The following is a 16,179-nucleotide window of genomic DNA, read 5'->3' as shown; positions in this document are numbered from 1 at the left end:
CCCTACTCTGCCGCCTGCACTGCAGCGATCATTCGAATTACGTCAACCGTCTCGGCCACATCGTGCACCCGCACGATCTGCGCCCCCTTGCTGACGGCCAGGGCCGCCAGCGCAAGGCTGCCATACAGCCGCTCACCCACCGGACGCCCCAGCACGCCACCGATCATGCTCTTGCGCGACACGCCCACCAGCAGCGGACGCCCCAGTCGGTGAAGCTTTTCCATATGCTTGAACAGCACGAGGTTGTGATTCAGCGTCTTGGCAAAGCCGAACCCCGGATCGAGCACGATGCGCTCTGCCGGAATGCCTGCCGCTGCGCACGCCGCCATTCGCTCACCTAGGAACGACGCAACTTCCGCAGTGATATCGTCATAGCGCGGATCGTCCTGCATATCCCCGGGCTCGCCGCGCATGTGCATGAGACAGACCGGCAAACCGGTGTCGGCCGCTGCATCCAGCGCACCATCGCGTCGTAGCGAGCGCACGTCGTTGATCAGACCGGCGCCCAGCCGCGCGCACTCGCGGATCACCGCAGGCGTTGAGGTGTCCACCGAGATCACGACATCCAGCTCGCCGGCAATGGCCTCGACAATGGGGGCGACCCGCTCCAGCTCCTCGGTCGGCGAAACTGAACGCGCGCCCGGACGGGTCGACTCCCCCCCCACATCGATCAGCGTAGCCCCTGCTGCAACCATCGCCTGGGCGTGCCGCAATGCCGCATCGCGCTCGGCGAAGCGACCACCATCGGAAAAGGAATCGGGGGTGACATTGAGAATCCCCATGACATGGGGACGGGAAAGATCGAGGGCTCGACTGCCGCAGACCAGTCGAGCAGGTGAAGACGAGTTGTTCATTCACAAGCCTTGTACGTTCAGGCCGGACGCCCTGGGCAGGCGATCCACGCCAGCTGCACCACCATGGCACAACGGGGTGGACAATTTACACCAGAAGGGGCGCCTATGCGCCCCTTCTGGATACAGCCTTTTGACAGCCGACCGATGAATGTTCGGTCGACGCTACCCTCAATGCTCCCCGGCGGGACCACCAATCGGCGTCTGCGGACGATTGTCATCCGGCACGGCCGGCGTCCCGGACGTGCCGGTACCGCCACCTTCCCAGTCACGCGGTTCGCGCGGTGGACGGCCCGCCATGATGTCGTCGATCTGCGGTGCATCGATGGTTTCGTACTTCATGAGTGCTTCGGCCATCATGTCCAGCTTGTCGCGGTTCTCGGTGAGTATCTGCTTGGCGGTGCCATAGCAGTGATCGATGATGCTGCGCACCTCTTCATCGATCAGCTTGGCGGTCTCGCCGGAAACGTTGGCGTGCTGACTGCCAGCGCTGCGACCGAGGAAGACCTCACCCTCCTCTTCGGCATACATCAGCGGGCCAAGCTTCTCCGACAAGCCCCACTTGGTCACCATGTTCCGCGCCAACTGAGTCGCGCGCATGATGTCGTTGGAAGCGCCAGTGGTGACGCCTTCGAAACCCAAGGTCATTTCCTCCGCGATTCGACCACCAAACAGCGAGCAGATCTGACTGATCAGTGCGCGTTTCGACAGGCTGTAGCGATCCTCTTCCGGCAGGAACATGGTGACACCCAGCGCCCGCCCGCGAGGAATGATGGAAACCTTGTAGACCGGGTCATGCTCCGGCACCACGCGCCCGACGATGGCGTGCCCAGCCTCGTGATACGCGGTATTGAGTTTCTCTTTCTCAGACATGACCATGGACTTGCGCTCGGCGCCCATCATGATCTTGTCCTTGGCCAGTTCGAACTCGCGCATTTCGACGATGCGCTTGTTGGCCCGCGCAGCGAACAGGGACGCCTCGTTGACCAGGTTGGCCAGGTCCGCACCGGAGAAACCCGGCGTACCGCGGGCGATGACCGCCGGCTCGACGTTCTCGCTGACCGGCACCTTGCGCATGTGCACCTTGAGAATCTGCTCGCGACCGCGGATGTCCGGCAAGCCTACGACCACCTGCCGATCGAAGCGACCCGGACGCAGCAGCGCCGGATCGAGCACGTCGGGACGGTTGGTAGCCGCGATGACGATGATGCCATCGTTCATCTCGAAGCCATCCATCTCCACCAGCAACTGGTTGAGGGTCTGCTCGCGCTCGTCGTGCCCGCCGCCGAGGCCGGCACCACGATGACGACCGACCGCGTCGATCTCGTCGATGAAGATGATGCAAGGCGCGTGCTTCTTGGCCTGCTCGAACATGTCGCGGACCCGGCTGGCGCCGACACCGACGAACATCTCGACGAAATCCGAACCCGAGATGGTGAAGAACGGCACCTTCGCCTCACCGGCAATCGCCTTGGCCAGCAGCGTCTTACCAGTACCGGGCGGACCGACCATCAGCACGCCACGCGGAATACGGCCGCCGAGACGCTGGAATTTACCCGGGTCGCGGAGAAACTCCACCAGCTCATGCACTTCTTCCTTGGCCTCGTCGCAACCGGCGACGTCAGCGAAGGTGGTCTTGACCTGATCCTCGGAGAGCAGGCGAGCCTTGCTCTTGCCGAAGCTCATAGGCCCGCCCTTGCCGCCAGCACCGCCCTGCATCTGCCGCATGAAGAACATGAACACGGCGATGATCACCAGGATCGGGAAGCTGGCCACCAGCAGCTGTGTCCAGATGCTCTGCTGCTCAGGCTGCTTGCCCTCGATCAGCACATTGTTGTCGAGCAGATCGCCGATCAGGCCGTTGTCCTGGATCGCAGGGCGAATGGTCTTGAAGGTGTCGCCGTCGCTACGCTTGCCGATGATGACAAAACCATCGACGGTCACGCGCTCCACGCGCCCCTCCTTGACCTGCTCAAGGAAGTCCGAGTAGTTCAGCGTCTGCGGCTCGCTCGGGCTGGAGAAGTTGTTCATCACCGTGACCAGGACGGCGGCGATGATCAGCCACAGGATCAGGTTTTTTGCCATGTCGTTCAAATTAACTACCCTCTGGAGCAAACCCGTGTCCGCGGGCCCGCATGACGGCCGGTTGGTTGCTCGGCCTAACTTACTACACAACGCACTGGAACAGGCAGTCGGTCTGTAACCCCATGAAACAGCCTAGTCCTTGCCGTACGGGGCCGTCCATTGGCCGACGCCCGCATGAATAGACCGCGAAACCGGCCTTTTCGCACAAACGGGTCTGTTCGTTCGGCACACCCGTAAAGCCATGGACAAGCAGATATTGCGCACTGGAGCGGTCGCGAGGCCACCGCGGCTTTGCTTGTCTGCATGCTCTCGAACGCCTGCCGCAACGCTTTCAGGTACGCGTAGAGCGCGCATCCTGAAATATCTTGATCAAAAAAACCGAGCCAAATGCAGTATCCGGAGACCGACTCGCGCGCCGTTTCGCAGAAAGCACTGCGTCACGATGGCTGGCAGTCCACACAGCTCTCATATTGGGGCTGCGTTCGCGATCACAAGGTTCCACCAATGACAGACTGGCTACACAGCCTGCCAAACCGATCGCTCACCTGTGCGGCCTTGCACCTCTCGGTTACACTAGCCGCCGTTTTTCAAGGGTTCTGACGCAAGGGTCGAAATATGCCGCTCACCAACGAGCAGAAGAAACAGTACAAGTCCATCGGCCATCATCTGAAACCGGTGCTGATCGTTGCCGAAAACGGGCTGACCGAAGGCGTTCAAGCCGAACTGGAGCGAGCCCTGAACGATCACGAACTGATCAAGATCCAGTTCCGCCTTACCGAGCGCGAAGATCGCCGCGCCCTGATGGAAGAGCTGTGCGCAATCGGAAAATGCGAACTGGTGCAGACCATCGGCAAAATGGCGCTGGTCTATCGCAGGAATCCGAAGCCGAACAAACAGCTGTCGAACATCCATCGCTTCCAGGCGTGAAACCGCTGCGGCAGCAGTCTGCCGCCGTCAGTCATTGCTCTCGCCCGGGAACGGGCTGCAATACCAGCATCAAACCGCCCAGCGCCATCGCCAGAACACTGAAACTGGCCCAGTAGATGGACTCGAACCAGCCGGCATTCATCAAAAGATGAGTGCCGGCCAGGGCCATCACCGCCAGCAGCAGCTGCCCCCGCACATCGCGCCACAAACCGCGAAGACCAACAGACTGGACCAATACCAGCGCCTGCAGCGCCACGCAGAACGCGGCGAAGCCGACCATCAGAGGACGCAGACTCCCGGCGACTTCCTCGACCAGTAGCGGTGCCAGGCCGATCCGTCCAAGCGCAGGCAGCACCAGAAACTGCAGCAACCATAGGCCGCCGACCCAGAAGGTCTGGGTCAGCTGCCAGGTGATGAAGCCGGCGCGCGCGGGTTGCCGATCAGATATGGCGGACTTCGACAATCTCGTACTCGATCAGTCCGCTGGGCGTCTTGACCGCCACCACATCGCCCTCTTCCTTGCCGATCAGCGCACGCGCGATCGGTGAACTCACCGACAGCTTGCCCTGTTTGATATCGGCTTCGTCGTCACCGACGATCTGATAGGTCACCTGCTCGTCCGTCTCGACGTTGGCGATGTCCACGGTGGTACCGAAGATCACCTTGCCGGTCGGTGCGATGCTGGCGATGTCGATGACCTGGGCATTCTGCAGGCGACCTTCGATGTCGCGGATGCGTGCCTCGACCATCCCCTGCTGCTCGCGCGCCGCGTGGTACTCGGCGTTCTCCTTAAGGTCACCCAGCTCACGCGCCTCGGCGATGGCCTGGGTGATCTGCGGGCGCAGCACGGTTTTCAGATGTTTGAGCTCTTCTTCCAGGGCGCGAGCGCCCTGGATGGTCATGGGGAATTTTGTCATGCCTTGATTCCTGCATGGAGATCCTGCAAGCGGCGCACGGTCTTCTCGGGACCGAACTTGAGCGCCTCACAGATCGCCTGACCACCCGCGATGGTGGTGGTGATGCAGATCTTGTGTTGCAGGGCGTTGCGACGAATGGAATACGAATCGGCGATGGACTGACGCCCTTCGGTGGTGTTGATGATCAGCGTGACCTCGTCATTCTTGATCATGTCGACCACGTGCGGACGGCCTTCGGTCACCTTGTTCACGCGACGCACCGGCAGCCCGGCCGCCTCGATGATACGCGCCGTGCCAGCGGTGGCAACGACCTCGAAGCCGAGGCCAACCAGATCACGTGCGACCTGTTCGACGTAGGGCTTGTCGTCTTCGCGCACGCTGAGGAAGGCGCAGCCGGAGGTCGGCAGGATTTCACTGGCACCCAGCTGGGCCTTGGCGAAGGCTTCGGCGAAGCTGTCGCCGACACCCATCACCTCGCCGGTGGACTTCATTTCCGGGCCGAGAATGGTATCGACACCCGGGAATTTGGCGAACGGGAACACCGCTTCCTTGACGCTGAAATAGGTCGGGATGATCTCGCGGGTGAAACCGACCTCGGCCAGGCTCTTGCCCGCCATGACGCGCGCAGCGACCTTGGCCAGCGACTCGCCGATGCACTTGGAGACGAACGGCACGGTACGCGAGGCGCGCGGGTTGACCTCGAGCACGTAGATGTCCTCGCCCTGCACGGCCATTTGCACGTTCATCAGACCAACCACGTCGAGCTCCAGGGCCATCTTGCGCACCTGCTCGCGAATCTCGTCCTGGATGTGCTGCGGCAGCGAGTAGGCCGGCAGTGAGCAGGCCGAATCGCCGGAGTGCACGCCGGCCTGTTCGATGTGCTGCATGATGCCGCCAATCACTACCGTCTCGCCGTCGCAGACGGCGTCGACGTCCACTTCGATGGCGCAGTTGAGGAAGTGGTCCAGCAGCACCGGGCTGTCGTTCGACACCTGCACCGCCTCGCGCATGTAGCGCTTGAGCTCTTCTTCCTCGTAGACGATTTCCATCGCGCGACCGCCCAGCACGTAGGACGGACGCACCACCAGCGGATACCCGATGGCCTTGGAGGCAGCGATGGCTTCTTCTTCGCTGCGTGCAGTGGCGTTCTGCGGCTGGCGCAGGTTCAGGCGCTGCACCATCTGCTGGAAACGCTCACGGTCTTCGGCGCGGTCGATGGCATCCGGGCTGGTGCCGATGATCGGCACGCCGGCTTCTTCCAGGGCGCGGCAGATCTTCAGCGGCGTCTGACCGCCGTACTGCACGATCACACCCTTGGGCTGCTCGACGCGAACGATCTCCAGCACGTCTTCCAGGGTCACCGGCTCGAAGTACAGGCGGTCGGACGTGTCGTAATCGGTGGAGACGGTCTCCGGGTTGCAGTTGACCATGATGGTCTCGTATCCGTCTTCACGCATGGCCAACGCGGCATGCACACAGCAGTAGTCGAACTCGATACCCTGACCGATACGGTTGGGGCCACCGCCGAGGATCATGATCTTCTCGCGGCCACTCGGGTTGGCCTCGCACTCTTCCTCATAGGTCGAGTACATGTAGGCGGTGTCGGTGGCGAACTCGGCGGCGCAGGTGTCGACGCGCTTGTAGACCGGCAGCACCTTGAGCTTGTGGCGATGGCTACGCAGGTTCTTTTCGGTGACGCCGAGCAGCTTGGCCAGACGGGCATCGGAGAAACCCTTGCGCTTGAGCTTGTACATCAGGTCACGGTCGATGCTGGACAGGCCGAGCGTCTTGACCTGCTCCTCATCCTTGACCAGGTCTTCGATCTGCACCAGGAACCACGGATCGATGTTGGTCAGGGCGAACACGTCTTCGACGCTCTTGCCGGCGCGGAAGGCATCGGCCACGAACCAGATGCGGTCGGCGCCCGGCACGGTCAGCTCGCGCTTGAGGGTGCTCTCGGCCTCGGCATCGGCCAGGTTCAGCTTCGGATCGAAACCGGTGGCGCCGACTTCCAGACCGCGCAGGGCTTTCTGCATGGACTCCTGGAAGGTGCGACCGATGGCCATGACCTCACCGACCGATTTCATCTGGGTGGTCAGGCGGGCATCGGCCTTTGGGAATTTCTCGAAGGCGAAGCGCGGCACCTTGGTCACGACATAGTCGATCGCCGGCTCGAACGAGGCAGGCGTGCGACCGCCAGTGATGTCGTTCTGCAATTCGTCGAGGGTGTAACCGACAGCCAGCTTGGCGGCGATCTTGGCGATCGGGAAGCCGGTGGCCTTGGAGGCCAGCGCCGAGGAACGCGACACGCGCGGGTTCATCTCGATCACGACCATGCGGCCGGTGTTCGGGCAGATGCCGAACTGCACGTTGGAGCCGCCGGTTTCCACACCGATCTCACGCAGCACCGCCAGCGAGGCGTTGCGCATGATCTGGTATTCCTTGTCGGTCAGGGTCTGCGCCGGGGCTACGGTGATGGAGTCGCCGGTGTGCACGCCCATCGGATCGAAGTTCTCGATGGAGCAGACGATGATGCAGTTGTCCTTCTTGTCGCGGACCACCTCCATCTCGTATTCCTTCCAGCCGATCAGCGACTCGTCGATCAGCAGCTCGCTGGTCGGCGACAGATCCAGACCACGGGCACAGATCTCTTCGAACTCTTCACGGTTGTAGGCGATGCCGCCACCGGTACCGCCCATGGTGAACGATGGACGGATGATGCAGGGGAAGCCTACCTTGTCGAGAACCGCGTAGGCCTCTTCCATGTTGTGCGCAATGCCGGATTCCGGGCAGGCCAGGCCGATGTTCTTCATCGCCTTGTCGAAGCGCGAACGGTCTTCGGCCTTGTCGATGGTGTCGGCGTTGGCACCGATCATCTCGACACCGAACTTCTCCAGCACACCGTGCTTTTCCAGGTCCAGCGCGCAGTTCAGCGCCGTCTGGCCGCCCATGGTCGGCAGCAGCGCGTCGGGGCGCTCCTTCTCGATGATCTTGGCCACGGTGGCCCACTTGATGGGCTCGATGTAGGTGGCGTCGGCCATGGCCGGGTCGGTCATGATGGTGGCCGGGTTGGAGTTCACCAGGATGACGCGGAAGCCTTCTTCCTTCAGCGCCTTGCACGCCTGCGCACCGGAATAGTCGAACTCGCAGGCCTGGCCGATGACGATGGGGCCAGCGCCGAGGATGAGGATGCTTTTGATATCTGTACGTTTTGGCATATTCGTTACTCGAATCCTTGGGTCAGTCGGCGAGTCATCTTGAGAGTTACTGCGCGCCTCCTGGGCTGCGTTGCGCGGTACTCACTTCCTCGCCGTACTACCTGTACTGTCTCGTCGTTGCGTTCCGGGCGCCTTGCCCAGACCGCGCTCGCTACACTCTCAAGGCGACTCGTTTACTGTCGCTTGGCCATGGCTTCGATGAAACGGTCGAACAGCGGCGCGACGTCGTGCGGGCCGGGGCTCGCCTCGGGGTGGCCCTGGAAGCTGAAGGCCGATTTGTCGGTACGCTCGATGCCCTGCAGGGTGCCGTCGAACAGCGACTTGTGCGTCGCACGCACATTGGCCGGCAGGCTGGCTTCGTCCACGGCGAAACCGTGGTTCTGACTGGTGATCATCACCACGCCAGTCTTCAGATCCTGCACCGGATGGTTCGCACCGTGGTGACCGTTGGGCATCTTCACGGTCTTGGCGCCGGAGGCCAGCGCCAGCAGCTGATGGCCGAGGCAGATGCCGAACACCGGGATGTCGGTTTCGAGCACCTGCTGGATCGCCTTGATCGCGTAGTCGCACGGCTCGGGGTCACCCGGGCCGTTGGCCAGGAAGATGCCGTCCGGATTCAGCGCCAGGGCTTCGCTGGCAGGCGTCTGCGCCGGCAGCACGGTGACGCGGCAACCGCGGGCGACCAGCATGCGCAGGATGTTGTACTTCACGCCATAGTCGAAGGCGACGACGTGATAGGGCAGCTCGCTGGCCGGGATCTCGGCATGCGCGTCGTCCTTCAGGCACCAGACAGTGGAACGCCACTCGTAACGCTCCTTCACGCTGACTTCCTTGGCCAGGTCCATGCCCTTCAGCCCGGGGAAGCTGCGCGCCAGCTCCAGCGCCTTCTCTTCGGTCGCGTCGGCGCCAGCCAGGATGCAGCCGTTCTGCGCACCTTTCTCGCGCAGGATACGGGTCAGGCGACGGGTATCGATGCCGGCGATGGCAACGGTGCCGTTGGCCTTGAGGTAATCGGGCAGTGATTGCTTGTTGCGCCAGTTGCTGGAAATCAACGGCAGGTCGCGAATCACCAGACCAGCGGCCCAGACTTTCCAGGACTCGGCGTCTTCCGGCGTGGTGCCGGTGTTACCGACATGGGGATAGGTGAGGGTAACGATCTGCTTGGCGTAGGAGGGATCGGTGAGGATTTCCTGATAGCCGGTCATGGCGGTGTTGAACACCACCTCACCAATGGTTTGCCCATCGGCGCCGATGGATTCGCCGCGAAAAATGCTGCCATCGGCAAGGGCCAGAATGGCTGGCGTAAGGGCTGGCTTAGTCAAGAGACCTCCCGTAGATCAAGGCTGGAGCAGACGCAGATTGTAAAAAAGCGGGATGACGTGTGAAGGTCATCCCGCTTTTTGTTTGATTCATTTCTGCGCAACTTTTAGTGGACACACTAAAGCGGGAAGCTTACACAAAACCGCCTTTCCGGTCCAGCCGAAATAGCCGGCCAGCGCACCCGAACGGGGCACAGGGCAACCGGTGCGCGCAGCGAATCATTTCAGGCCGAGCACGTCCTGCATGTCGTAGAGCCCTGCCGGCTTCTCATCCAACCACAGCGCGGCGCGCACCGCCCCCTTGGCGAAGGTCATGCGACTGGAGGCCTTGTGGGTGATCTCGACGCGCTCGCCATCGGCGGCGAACAGCACGGTATGGTCGCCCACGACGTCCCCGGCACGCACAGTCGCAAAGCCGATGGTCTCGCGCGCCCGCGCACCGGTCTGACCTTCGCGACCATAGACGGCAACCTTCTGCAGATCGCGCCCGAGCGCCTCGGCCGCCACCTCCCCCATGCGCAGCGCGGTGCCGGACGGCGCATCGACCTTGTGCCGGTGATGCGCCTCGATGATCTCGATATCCACATCGTCACCCAGCACACGCGCCGCGGTATCCAGCAGCTTGAGGCACAGATTGACGCCAACGCTGAAGTTGGCGGCGAAGACGATCGGGATCTCTCTGGCCGCCGCGACCAGGCGCTCCTTCTCTTCCGGCGAAAAGCCGGTGGTACCGATCACCATGGCCTTGCCGGCGCGCCGGCAGACCTCCAGGTTCTTCAGCGTCACCGAAGGGTGGGTGAAGTCGATCAGCACGTCGAACTCGTCGACGGCCTTGCCGACATCTCCCGTCAGCGGCACGCCCAGCCGCCCGATGGCGGCCAGTTCGCCGGCATCAGCACCCACCAGGGTACTGTCCGGCCGATCGATGGCAGCGGTCAGACCGGCGACGCCGCCAGTCTGCTGCACCGCCTCGATCAGGGTCTTGCCCATGCGCCCGGCGGCGCCCGTCACTGCAATACGTCGCATAGCATCAGCTCCAAGCTGCAAGCCGGAAACCGAGCGCGAGGCCGATGCACCAGGCACCGGACCTCAAGCCCTCAGTTCGACTCAAACATCACCGAAAAAGCGCTTCACACCCTCGAACCAGCCGCTGGCCTTGGGTGAATGGGAGGTGTCGCCCTGTAGCGTGCCGCGGAACTCCTCGAGCATCTCGCGCTGGCGCTTGCTCAGGTTGACCGGCGTTTCAACCACGACGCGACACATCAGATCGCCCGCTGCGCCACCGCGCACCGGCGCCACACCCTTACCGCGCAGGCGGAACTGCTTGCCGGTCTGGGTGCCTTCCGGGATCTTCAGCTTGACCCGACCATCCAGCGTCGGCACCTCGAGCTCACCACCCAGCGCCGCATCGGCGAAGCTGATCGGCACCTCGCAGTACAGGTGCTTGCCGTCACGCTGGAAGATCGCGTGCTCGCGCACGTTGACCACTACATACAGATCACCAGCCGGACCGCCCTGAGTGCCCGCCTCGCCCTCACCAGACAGGCGAATGCGGTCGCCGGTATCGACGCCCGGCGGCACCTTGACCGAGAGCGTCTTCTGCTCTTCGACGCGACCCTGGCCGTGGCAGCTGCCGCAAGGGTCGGAAATCATCTTGCCGCTGCCATGACAGCGCGGGCAGGTCTGCTGTACCGAGAAGAAACCCTGCTGCATGCGCACCTGGCCGATGCCGCCACAGGTGGTACAGGTCACCGGACTGGTACCCTTCTTCGCCCCGGAGCCGTCACAGGTCTTGCATTCGACCAGGGTCGGCACGCGAATGGTCACGGTGGTACCGCGCACAGCCTCTTCCAGATCGAGCTCCAGCGTGTAGCGCAGGTCGCTGCCGCGCTGAGCGCCACCGCGGGAGCCGCCACGACCGCCACTGAAGAAATCGCTGAATACATCGCCGAAGATGTCGGAGAAGTTGGCGCCGCCGTAACCGGCTCCACCTGCCCCGGCGCCCATCTGCGGATCGACGCCGGCGTGCCCGTACTGATCGTAGGCAGCCCGCTTGCTCGGGTCGGAAAGCACCTCGTAGGCCTCATTGGCCTCCTTGAAGGCTTCCTCCGCCGCCTTGTCACCCGGATTGCGGTCGGGGTGATGCTTCATGGCGAGGCGGCGGTAAGCCTTTTTCAGCTCCGCCTCGCTGGCACCGCGCTCAACGCCCAGCACCTCGTAAAAATCGCGTTTGGCCATAACTATCCTGAACCCTCAATTTCATGCCTTCCAGACACGCCGACGCGGGAGCAAGCCCCCGCGTGGCGGTCTTGCCCGCCCCGACGACGTCGAGGGCGGGCTGGAGCGGAAGCAAGCCGGGGCTTACTTGTTGTCCTTGACCTCTTCGAACTCGGCGTCGACCACGTCGTCGCCCGGCTTCGCCTGCTCACCTGCGGGCTGACCTTCACCGGCCTGAGCCTGCTCGGCGTACATCTTCTGCGCAACCGGAGTGGAGGCCTGGGACACCGCAGCGATCTTCGCTTCGATCGCAGCCTTGTCGTCGCCCTTGATGGCCAGCTCCAGCTCGCTGAGCGCCTTCTCGATCGCAGCCTTGTCATCGTCGCTGGCCTTGTCGCCGGCCTCGGTGAGCATCTTGCGGGTGGCGTGCACCAGCTGATCGCCCTGGTTGCGTGCGGTAGCCAGCTCCTCGAACTTGCGGTCTTCCTCGGCATTGGCCTCGGCGTCGCGCACCATCTGCTCGATTTCCTCCTCCGACAGACCGGAGTTGGCCTTGATCACGATGGACTGCTGCTTGCCAGTGGCCTTGTCCTTGGCGGACACGTGCAGAATGCCGTTGGCGTCGATATCGAAGGTGACTTCGATCTGCGGCATGCCGCGCGGGGCCGGCGGAATCTCGGCCAGATCGAAGCGACCCAGCGACTTGTTCTGCGCAGCCTGCTTACGCTCACCCTGCAGCACGTGAATGGTCACGGCGCTCTGGTTGTCGTCGGCAGTGGAGAACACCTGCGACTTCTTGGTCGGGATGGTGGTGTTCTTCTCGATCAGCGGAGTCATCACGCCGCCCAGCGTCTCGATACCCAGGGTCAGCGGGGAAACGTCGAGCAGCAGCACGTCCTTGACGTCGCCCGCCAGCACGGCGCCCTGGATGGCAGCACCCATGGCCACGGCTTCGTCCGGGTTGACGTCCTTGCGCGCTTCCTTGCCGAAGAACTCGGCGACTTTCTGCTGCACCAGCGGCATGCGGGTCTGGCCACCGACCAGGATCACGTCATTGATCTTCGACACATCGATGCCGGCATCCTTCAGCGCGATGCGGCACGGCTCGATGGTGCGCTCGACCAGATCCTCGACCAACGACTCCAGCTTGGCGCGGGAGATCTTCACGTTCAGGTGCTTCGGACCGGACGCGTCAGCCGTGATGTACGGCAGGTTGACGTCGGTCTGCTGGCTCGAGGACAGCTCGATCTTCGCCTTCTCGGCAGCTTCCTTCAGGCGCTGCATGGCCAGCGGGTCGCCCTTGAGGTTCATGCCGGTTTCTTTCTTGAATTCGTCGACGAGGTAGTCGATCAGGCGGATGTCGAAGTCTTCGCCACCGAGGAAGGTGTCACCATTGGTAGCCAGCACCTCGAACTGGTGCTCGCCGTCTACCTCGGCGATCTCGATCACCGACACGTCGAAGGTACCGCCACCCAGGTCATAGACGATCACGGTGTGGTCGCCCTTGGCCTTGTCCATGCCATAGGCCAGCGCGGCCGCGGTCGGCTCGTTGATGATGCGCTTGACGTCCAGACCGGCGATGCGACCGGCGTCCTTGGTAGCCTGACGCTGGCTGTCGTTGAAGTAGGCCGGCACGGTGATGACCGCTTCGGTGACCGACTCGCCCAGGTAATCCTCGGCGGTCTTCTTCATCTTCTTCAACACTTCGGCAGAAATCTGCGGAGGCGCCATCTTCTGGCCCTTCACTTCCACCCAGGCATCACCGTTATCGGCCTTGACGATGGTGTAGGGCACCATCTTGATGTCCTTCTGCACGACATCTTCTTCGAAACGGCGGCCGATCAAGCGCTTGACCGCGTACAGAGTGTTCTGCGGGTTGGTGACTGCCTGGCGCTTGGCCGACTGACCGACCAGCGTCTCGCCATCGTTGGTGTAGGCGATGATGGACGGCGTGGTGCGTCCGCCTTCGGCGTTCTCGATGACCTTGACGTTGCCGTTTTCCATGATGGAGACACAGGAGTTGGTGGTCCCCAGGTCGATACCGATGATCTTGCCCATTTAATTCGCTCTCCAAATTTCGATTGATCCGCGCCTGTCTACCGGCTGCGGGTAACACAAAAACGCTTGGCTACCAGATGGGGATGGGTATGCCGATTTCAAGCCTTCTCATCGATAGAAGGCGGCGCGTCGGCGGGCGCCTTGCTGACCACCACCATCGCCGGACGCAACAGGCGCCCGTTGAGCAGATAACCTTTCTGGAACACCTTGAGCACGCTGCCCGGCTCGACGTGAGTGCTCTCCTCCATCGCCATGGCCTGGTGATGCTCGGGATTGAACGGCTCGCCGTGCGGATCCAGCTGCTCCAGCTGATGACGGGCAAGGGTGTCGAGCAGCAGCTTGAGGGTAAGCTCGACGCCTTCGCGCATCGGCTTGACCGCCTCGTCATCCGGGTTCGACAGCTCGAGACCGCGCTCCAGGCTGTCGGCGACGGCTAGCAGGTCACCGGCGAACTTTTCCAGCGCGAACTTGTGCGCCTTCTCGACATCCTGCTCGGCACGCCGACGGATGTTCTGCAGCTCTGCCGCCACGCGCAGCGACTGATCCTGCGCGGCCGCCAGCTGCTCCTCCAGCGATTGCACGCGGGCTGCCAGATCCTCGGCTACGTCTGCTTGCGATTGCTCTGGCGTTTCCGGGTTCTGGTTATCCAGGTTCTGCTCGTCGGCCATGGGTCCTCCTCTCAGTACGATCAGCGGGCAGCAAGCCCGCGCTTGTGCCGCTATATGGGGGCGCGAAAACCGGCTTCAAGGGTATGCGGCGATGTGCAGCGGGCGAAATGACGAGCGACCGCACATTCATCCGTCTGCGCTTGTGGGCAGCAGGAAAACCACTGTATAAATAGCCAGCCACGCAAAATCGGGAGCCTTGCCATGCTGGTTCATCTGTCGGTTCACAACTACGCCATCGTCGAACACCTGGACCTCGAGCTGAAACGCGGCATGAGCGTGATCAGCGGTGAAACCGGCGCGGGCAAATCGATCATGCTCGATGCCCTCGGCCTGACCCTCGGCGACCGGGCCGACAGCAGCGTGGTGCGCATCGGTGCGGACAAGGCCGACATCCTCGCCAGCTTCGACCTGGACGACATCCCCGACGCCCGCGCCTGGCTGGCCGAACGCGACATGGACAGCGAAGGCCCCTGCATCCTGCGCCGAGTGATCACCGCCGAGGGCCGCTCGCGCGGCTACATCAATGGCACGCCCTGCCCGCAGGGTGACCTCAAGGCGCTGGGCGAACTGCTGATCGATATTCACAGCCAGCACGAGCACCAGTCGCTGCTCAAGACCGACACCCACCGGCGCCTGCTCGACGAGTACAGCGGCAGCCAGGACCTGGCGCGCCAGGTGCAACTGGCCGCGCAGCGCTGGCGGCAGACGCGCCAGACCCTGGAACGGCTGAGCAACAGCAGCGACGAGCAGCGCGCACGCCACCAGCTGCTCAGCTATCAGCTGGAAGAGCTGGAGAATCTCGCGCTCGGCGAGCACGAACTGGAGCAGCTCGAACAGGAACACAAGAACCTGGCCAACGCCGAGCAGCTGCTCGGCGCCTGCCGCCAGGTCATGGAGCTGTGCAGCGAGAGTGATGCCGGCAACGTGCTTTCCGCCCTGACCAGCAGCCTGCAGCGGCTGACCGCCTTCCAGAATCAGCCGCAGGCGCTGAGCGAAGCGGTCAACCTGCTCGCCAGCGCGCAAATCCAGGTCGAAGAGGCGATCGGTGAGCTCAATCGCTTCGTCGACCATTTCGACGCCGATCCGGAACGCCAGCAGATGCTGGAGGAGCGCCTGGACACCATCTACACCCTGGCGCGCAAGCACCGCGTACAGCCGAGCGAACTGCCCAACCTGCACCAGCAGCTGCTGGAAGAACTGGAAGGCCTCAATGCCGATGACGAAGCGGTCGAGCGCCTCGGCGAAGAGCTGGCCGCCTACGCTCGCCACTACGAGGAGAAAGCCGGCGAACTGAGCCGCAACCGTCAGGCTGCCGCCGAAGAACTGGCGAGCGCGGTCGAGGCAGAAATCCAGCGCCTGGGCATGCCCGGCGGGCGCTTCAGCGTACAGCTCAAGCCGGCAGCAGAAGGCGAGTACACGCCCTACGGCCTGGAACAGGTGGAGTTCCTGGTCAGCGCCAACCCTGGCCAGCCACTGCGCCCGCTGGCCAAGGTCGCGTCGGGCGGCGAGCTGTCACGGATCAGCTTGGCGATCCAGGTGATCACGGCACAAACCTCGCGCGTGCCGACGCTAGTGTTCGACGAAGTTGATGTCGGCATCGGCGGCCCCACTGCGGAAATCGTCGGGCAGCTACTGCGCCGCCTCGGCGAGCGCGGCCAGGTCCTGACCGTCACACACCTGCCGCAGGTGGCTGCGCAAGGACACCACCACCTGTTCGTGCACAAGGCCCGCGGTACCGACGAAACCCGCACGGCGGTTACCGAACTGGACCAGGCGGGGCGCGTCGAGGAGATCGCCCGGATGCTCGGCGGCGTCGACCTGACCGAACAATCCCTGGCTCATGCCCGGCAGATGGTCACCTCCGCACAGGCCTGAACGCCAGGCAGAGCGGCAAAAAAAAAGGCGGCCCATGGCCGCCT

At 63.1% G+C, this 16,179-nt stretch carries 12 protein-coding genes; 2 read left to right on the top strand and 10 right to left on the bottom strand.

The window, feature by feature from the left end; translation table 11 throughout:
- Positions 1–2: 2 nt before the first annotated feature.
- Together folP and ftsH are read right to left on the bottom strand one after the other, a co-directional pair.
- Complete coding sequence (gene folP / locus P5703_RS03315) at positions 3–854, bottom strand: dihydropteroate synthase (protein ID WP_011914378.1); 852 nt, start codon at positions 852–854, stop codon at positions 3–5.
- Positions 855–1,022: 168 nt separating this feature from the next.
- Positions 1,023–2,945, bottom strand: coding sequence for an ATP-dependent zinc metalloprotease FtsH (gene ftsH / locus P5703_RS03310; RefSeq protein ID WP_017244233.1), 1,923 nt, complete (start codon positions 2,943–2,945; stop codon positions 1,023–1,025).
- 606 nt (positions 2,946–3,551) lie between these two features.
- On the opposite strand from ftsH, the gene P5703_RS03305 reads away from it, so the two are divergent.
- Positions 3,552–3,863 (top strand): YhbY family RNA-binding protein, encoded by a 312-nt coding sequence (locus tag P5703_RS03305; protein WP_011914380.1) that lies wholly within the window; start codon positions 3,552–3,554, stop codon positions 3,861–3,863.
- A 31-nt stretch (positions 3,864–3,894) separates the two neighbouring features.
- Here the strand turns inward: P5703_RS03305 and P5703_RS03300 are convergent, their stop codons facing one another.
- The 8 genes from P5703_RS03300 to grpE form a co-directional block, all read right to left on the bottom strand.
- Entirely contained in the window at positions 3,895–4,326 is a 432-nt protein-coding gene (locus tag P5703_RS03300; protein WP_019406375.1) for a hypothetical protein, read from the bottom strand.
- Positions 4,304–4,780, bottom strand: coding sequence for a transcription elongation factor GreA (gene greA, locus P5703_RS03295; protein ID WP_011914382.1), 477 nt, complete (start codon positions 4,778–4,780; stop codon positions 4,304–4,306). The genes P5703_RS03300 and greA overlap by 23 nt, the downstream gene beginning before the upstream one ends.
- A complete protein-coding gene (gene carB / locus P5703_RS03290; protein WP_279641886.1) occupies positions 4,777–7,998 on the bottom strand; it encodes a carbamoyl-phosphate synthase large subunit in 3,222 nt (1,073 codons plus the stop codon). Before carB ends, greA begins: the two co-directional genes overlap by 4 nt.
- A gap of 173 nt (positions 7,999–8,171) precedes the next feature.
- Complete coding sequence (gene carA / locus P5703_RS03285) at positions 8,172–9,320, bottom strand: glutamine-hydrolyzing carbamoyl-phosphate synthase small subunit (protein ID WP_279641887.1); 1,149 nt, start codon at positions 9,318–9,320, stop codon at positions 8,172–8,174.
- A gap of 216 nt (positions 9,321–9,536) precedes the next feature.
- Positions 9,537–10,343: a 4-hydroxy-tetrahydrodipicolinate reductase gene (gene dapB / locus P5703_RS03280; RefSeq protein WP_279641888.1), complete on the bottom strand. Its 807-nt coding sequence runs from the start codon at positions 10,341–10,343 to the stop codon at positions 9,537–9,539.
- A gap of 81 nt (positions 10,344–10,424) precedes the next feature.
- Positions 10,425–11,555 carry a molecular chaperone DnaJ gene (gene dnaJ / locus P5703_RS03275; RefSeq protein WP_013983884.1) on the bottom strand — a complete coding sequence of 377 codons (1,131 nt, stop codon included), beginning with the start codon at positions 11,553–11,555 and terminating at the stop codon, positions 10,425–10,427.
- 123 nt (positions 11,556–11,678) lie between these two features.
- Positions 11,679–13,592, bottom strand: coding sequence for a molecular chaperone DnaK (gene dnaK / locus P5703_RS03270; RefSeq protein WP_218650991.1), 1,914 nt, complete (start codon positions 13,590–13,592; stop codon positions 11,679–11,681).
- Between the two features lie 98 nt (positions 13,593–13,690).
- A complete protein-coding gene (grpE, locus tag P5703_RS03265) occupies positions 13,691–14,260 on the bottom strand; it encodes a nucleotide exchange factor GrpE (protein WP_011914388.1) in 570 nt (189 codons plus the stop codon).
- Positions 14,261–14,461: 201 nt separating this feature from the next.
- Here grpE and recN point away from each other — a divergent pair, with 201 nt between their 5' ends.
- Positions 14,462–16,135 (top strand): DNA repair protein RecN, encoded by a 1,674-nt coding sequence (gene recN, locus P5703_RS03260; RefSeq protein ID WP_095461233.1) that lies wholly within the window; start codon positions 14,462–14,464, stop codon positions 16,133–16,135.
- The last annotated feature ends 44 nt before the right edge of the window (positions 16,136–16,179 follow it).

Source organism: Stutzerimonas sp. FeSN7 (assembly GCF_030263795.1).
Classification (GTDB): Bacteria; Pseudomonadota; Gammaproteobacteria; order Pseudomonadales; family Pseudomonadaceae; genus Stutzerimonas; species Stutzerimonas stutzeri.
Note: the sequence above shows the minus strand (reverse complement) of the source record. Positions and strands in the feature narration are given on the sequence as shown.

What these genes read in the sequence shown, in the direction of transcription:
- dapB (WP_279641888.1), bottom strand. Translation starts at nt 10,343, where the DNA reads ATGCGACGTATTGCAGTGACGGGCGCCGCCGGGCGCATGGGCAAGACC.
- folP (WP_011914378.1), bottom strand. Translation starts at nt 854, where the DNA reads ATGAACAACTCGTCTTCACCTGCTCGACTGGTCTGCGGCAGTCGAGCC.
- carB (WP_279641886.1), bottom strand. Translation starts at nt 7,998, where the DNA reads ATGCCAAAACGTACAGATATCAAAAGCATCCTCATCCTCGGCGCTGGC.
- greA (WP_011914382.1), bottom strand. Translation starts at nt 4,780, where the DNA reads ATGACAAAATTCCCCATGACCATCCAGGGCGCTCGCGCCCTGGAAGAA.
- dnaJ (WP_013983884.1), bottom strand. Translation starts at nt 11,555, where the DNA reads ATGGCCAAACGCGATTTTTACGAGGTGCTGGGCGTTGAGCGCGGTGCC.
- recN (WP_095461233.1), top strand. Translation starts at nt 14,462, where the DNA reads ATGCTGGTTCATCTGTCGGTTCACAACTACGCCATCGTCGAACACCTG.
- dnaK (WP_218650991.1), bottom strand. Translation starts at nt 13,592, where the DNA reads ATGGGCAAGATCATCGGTATCGACCTGGGGACCACCAACTCCTGTGTC.
- P5703_RS03305 (WP_011914380.1), top strand. Translation starts at nt 3,552, where the DNA reads ATGCCGCTCACCAACGAGCAGAAGAAACAGTACAAGTCCATCGGCCAT.
- grpE (WP_011914388.1), bottom strand. Translation starts at nt 14,260, where the DNA reads ATGGCCGACGAGCAGAACCTGGATAACCAGAACCCGGAAACGCCAGAG.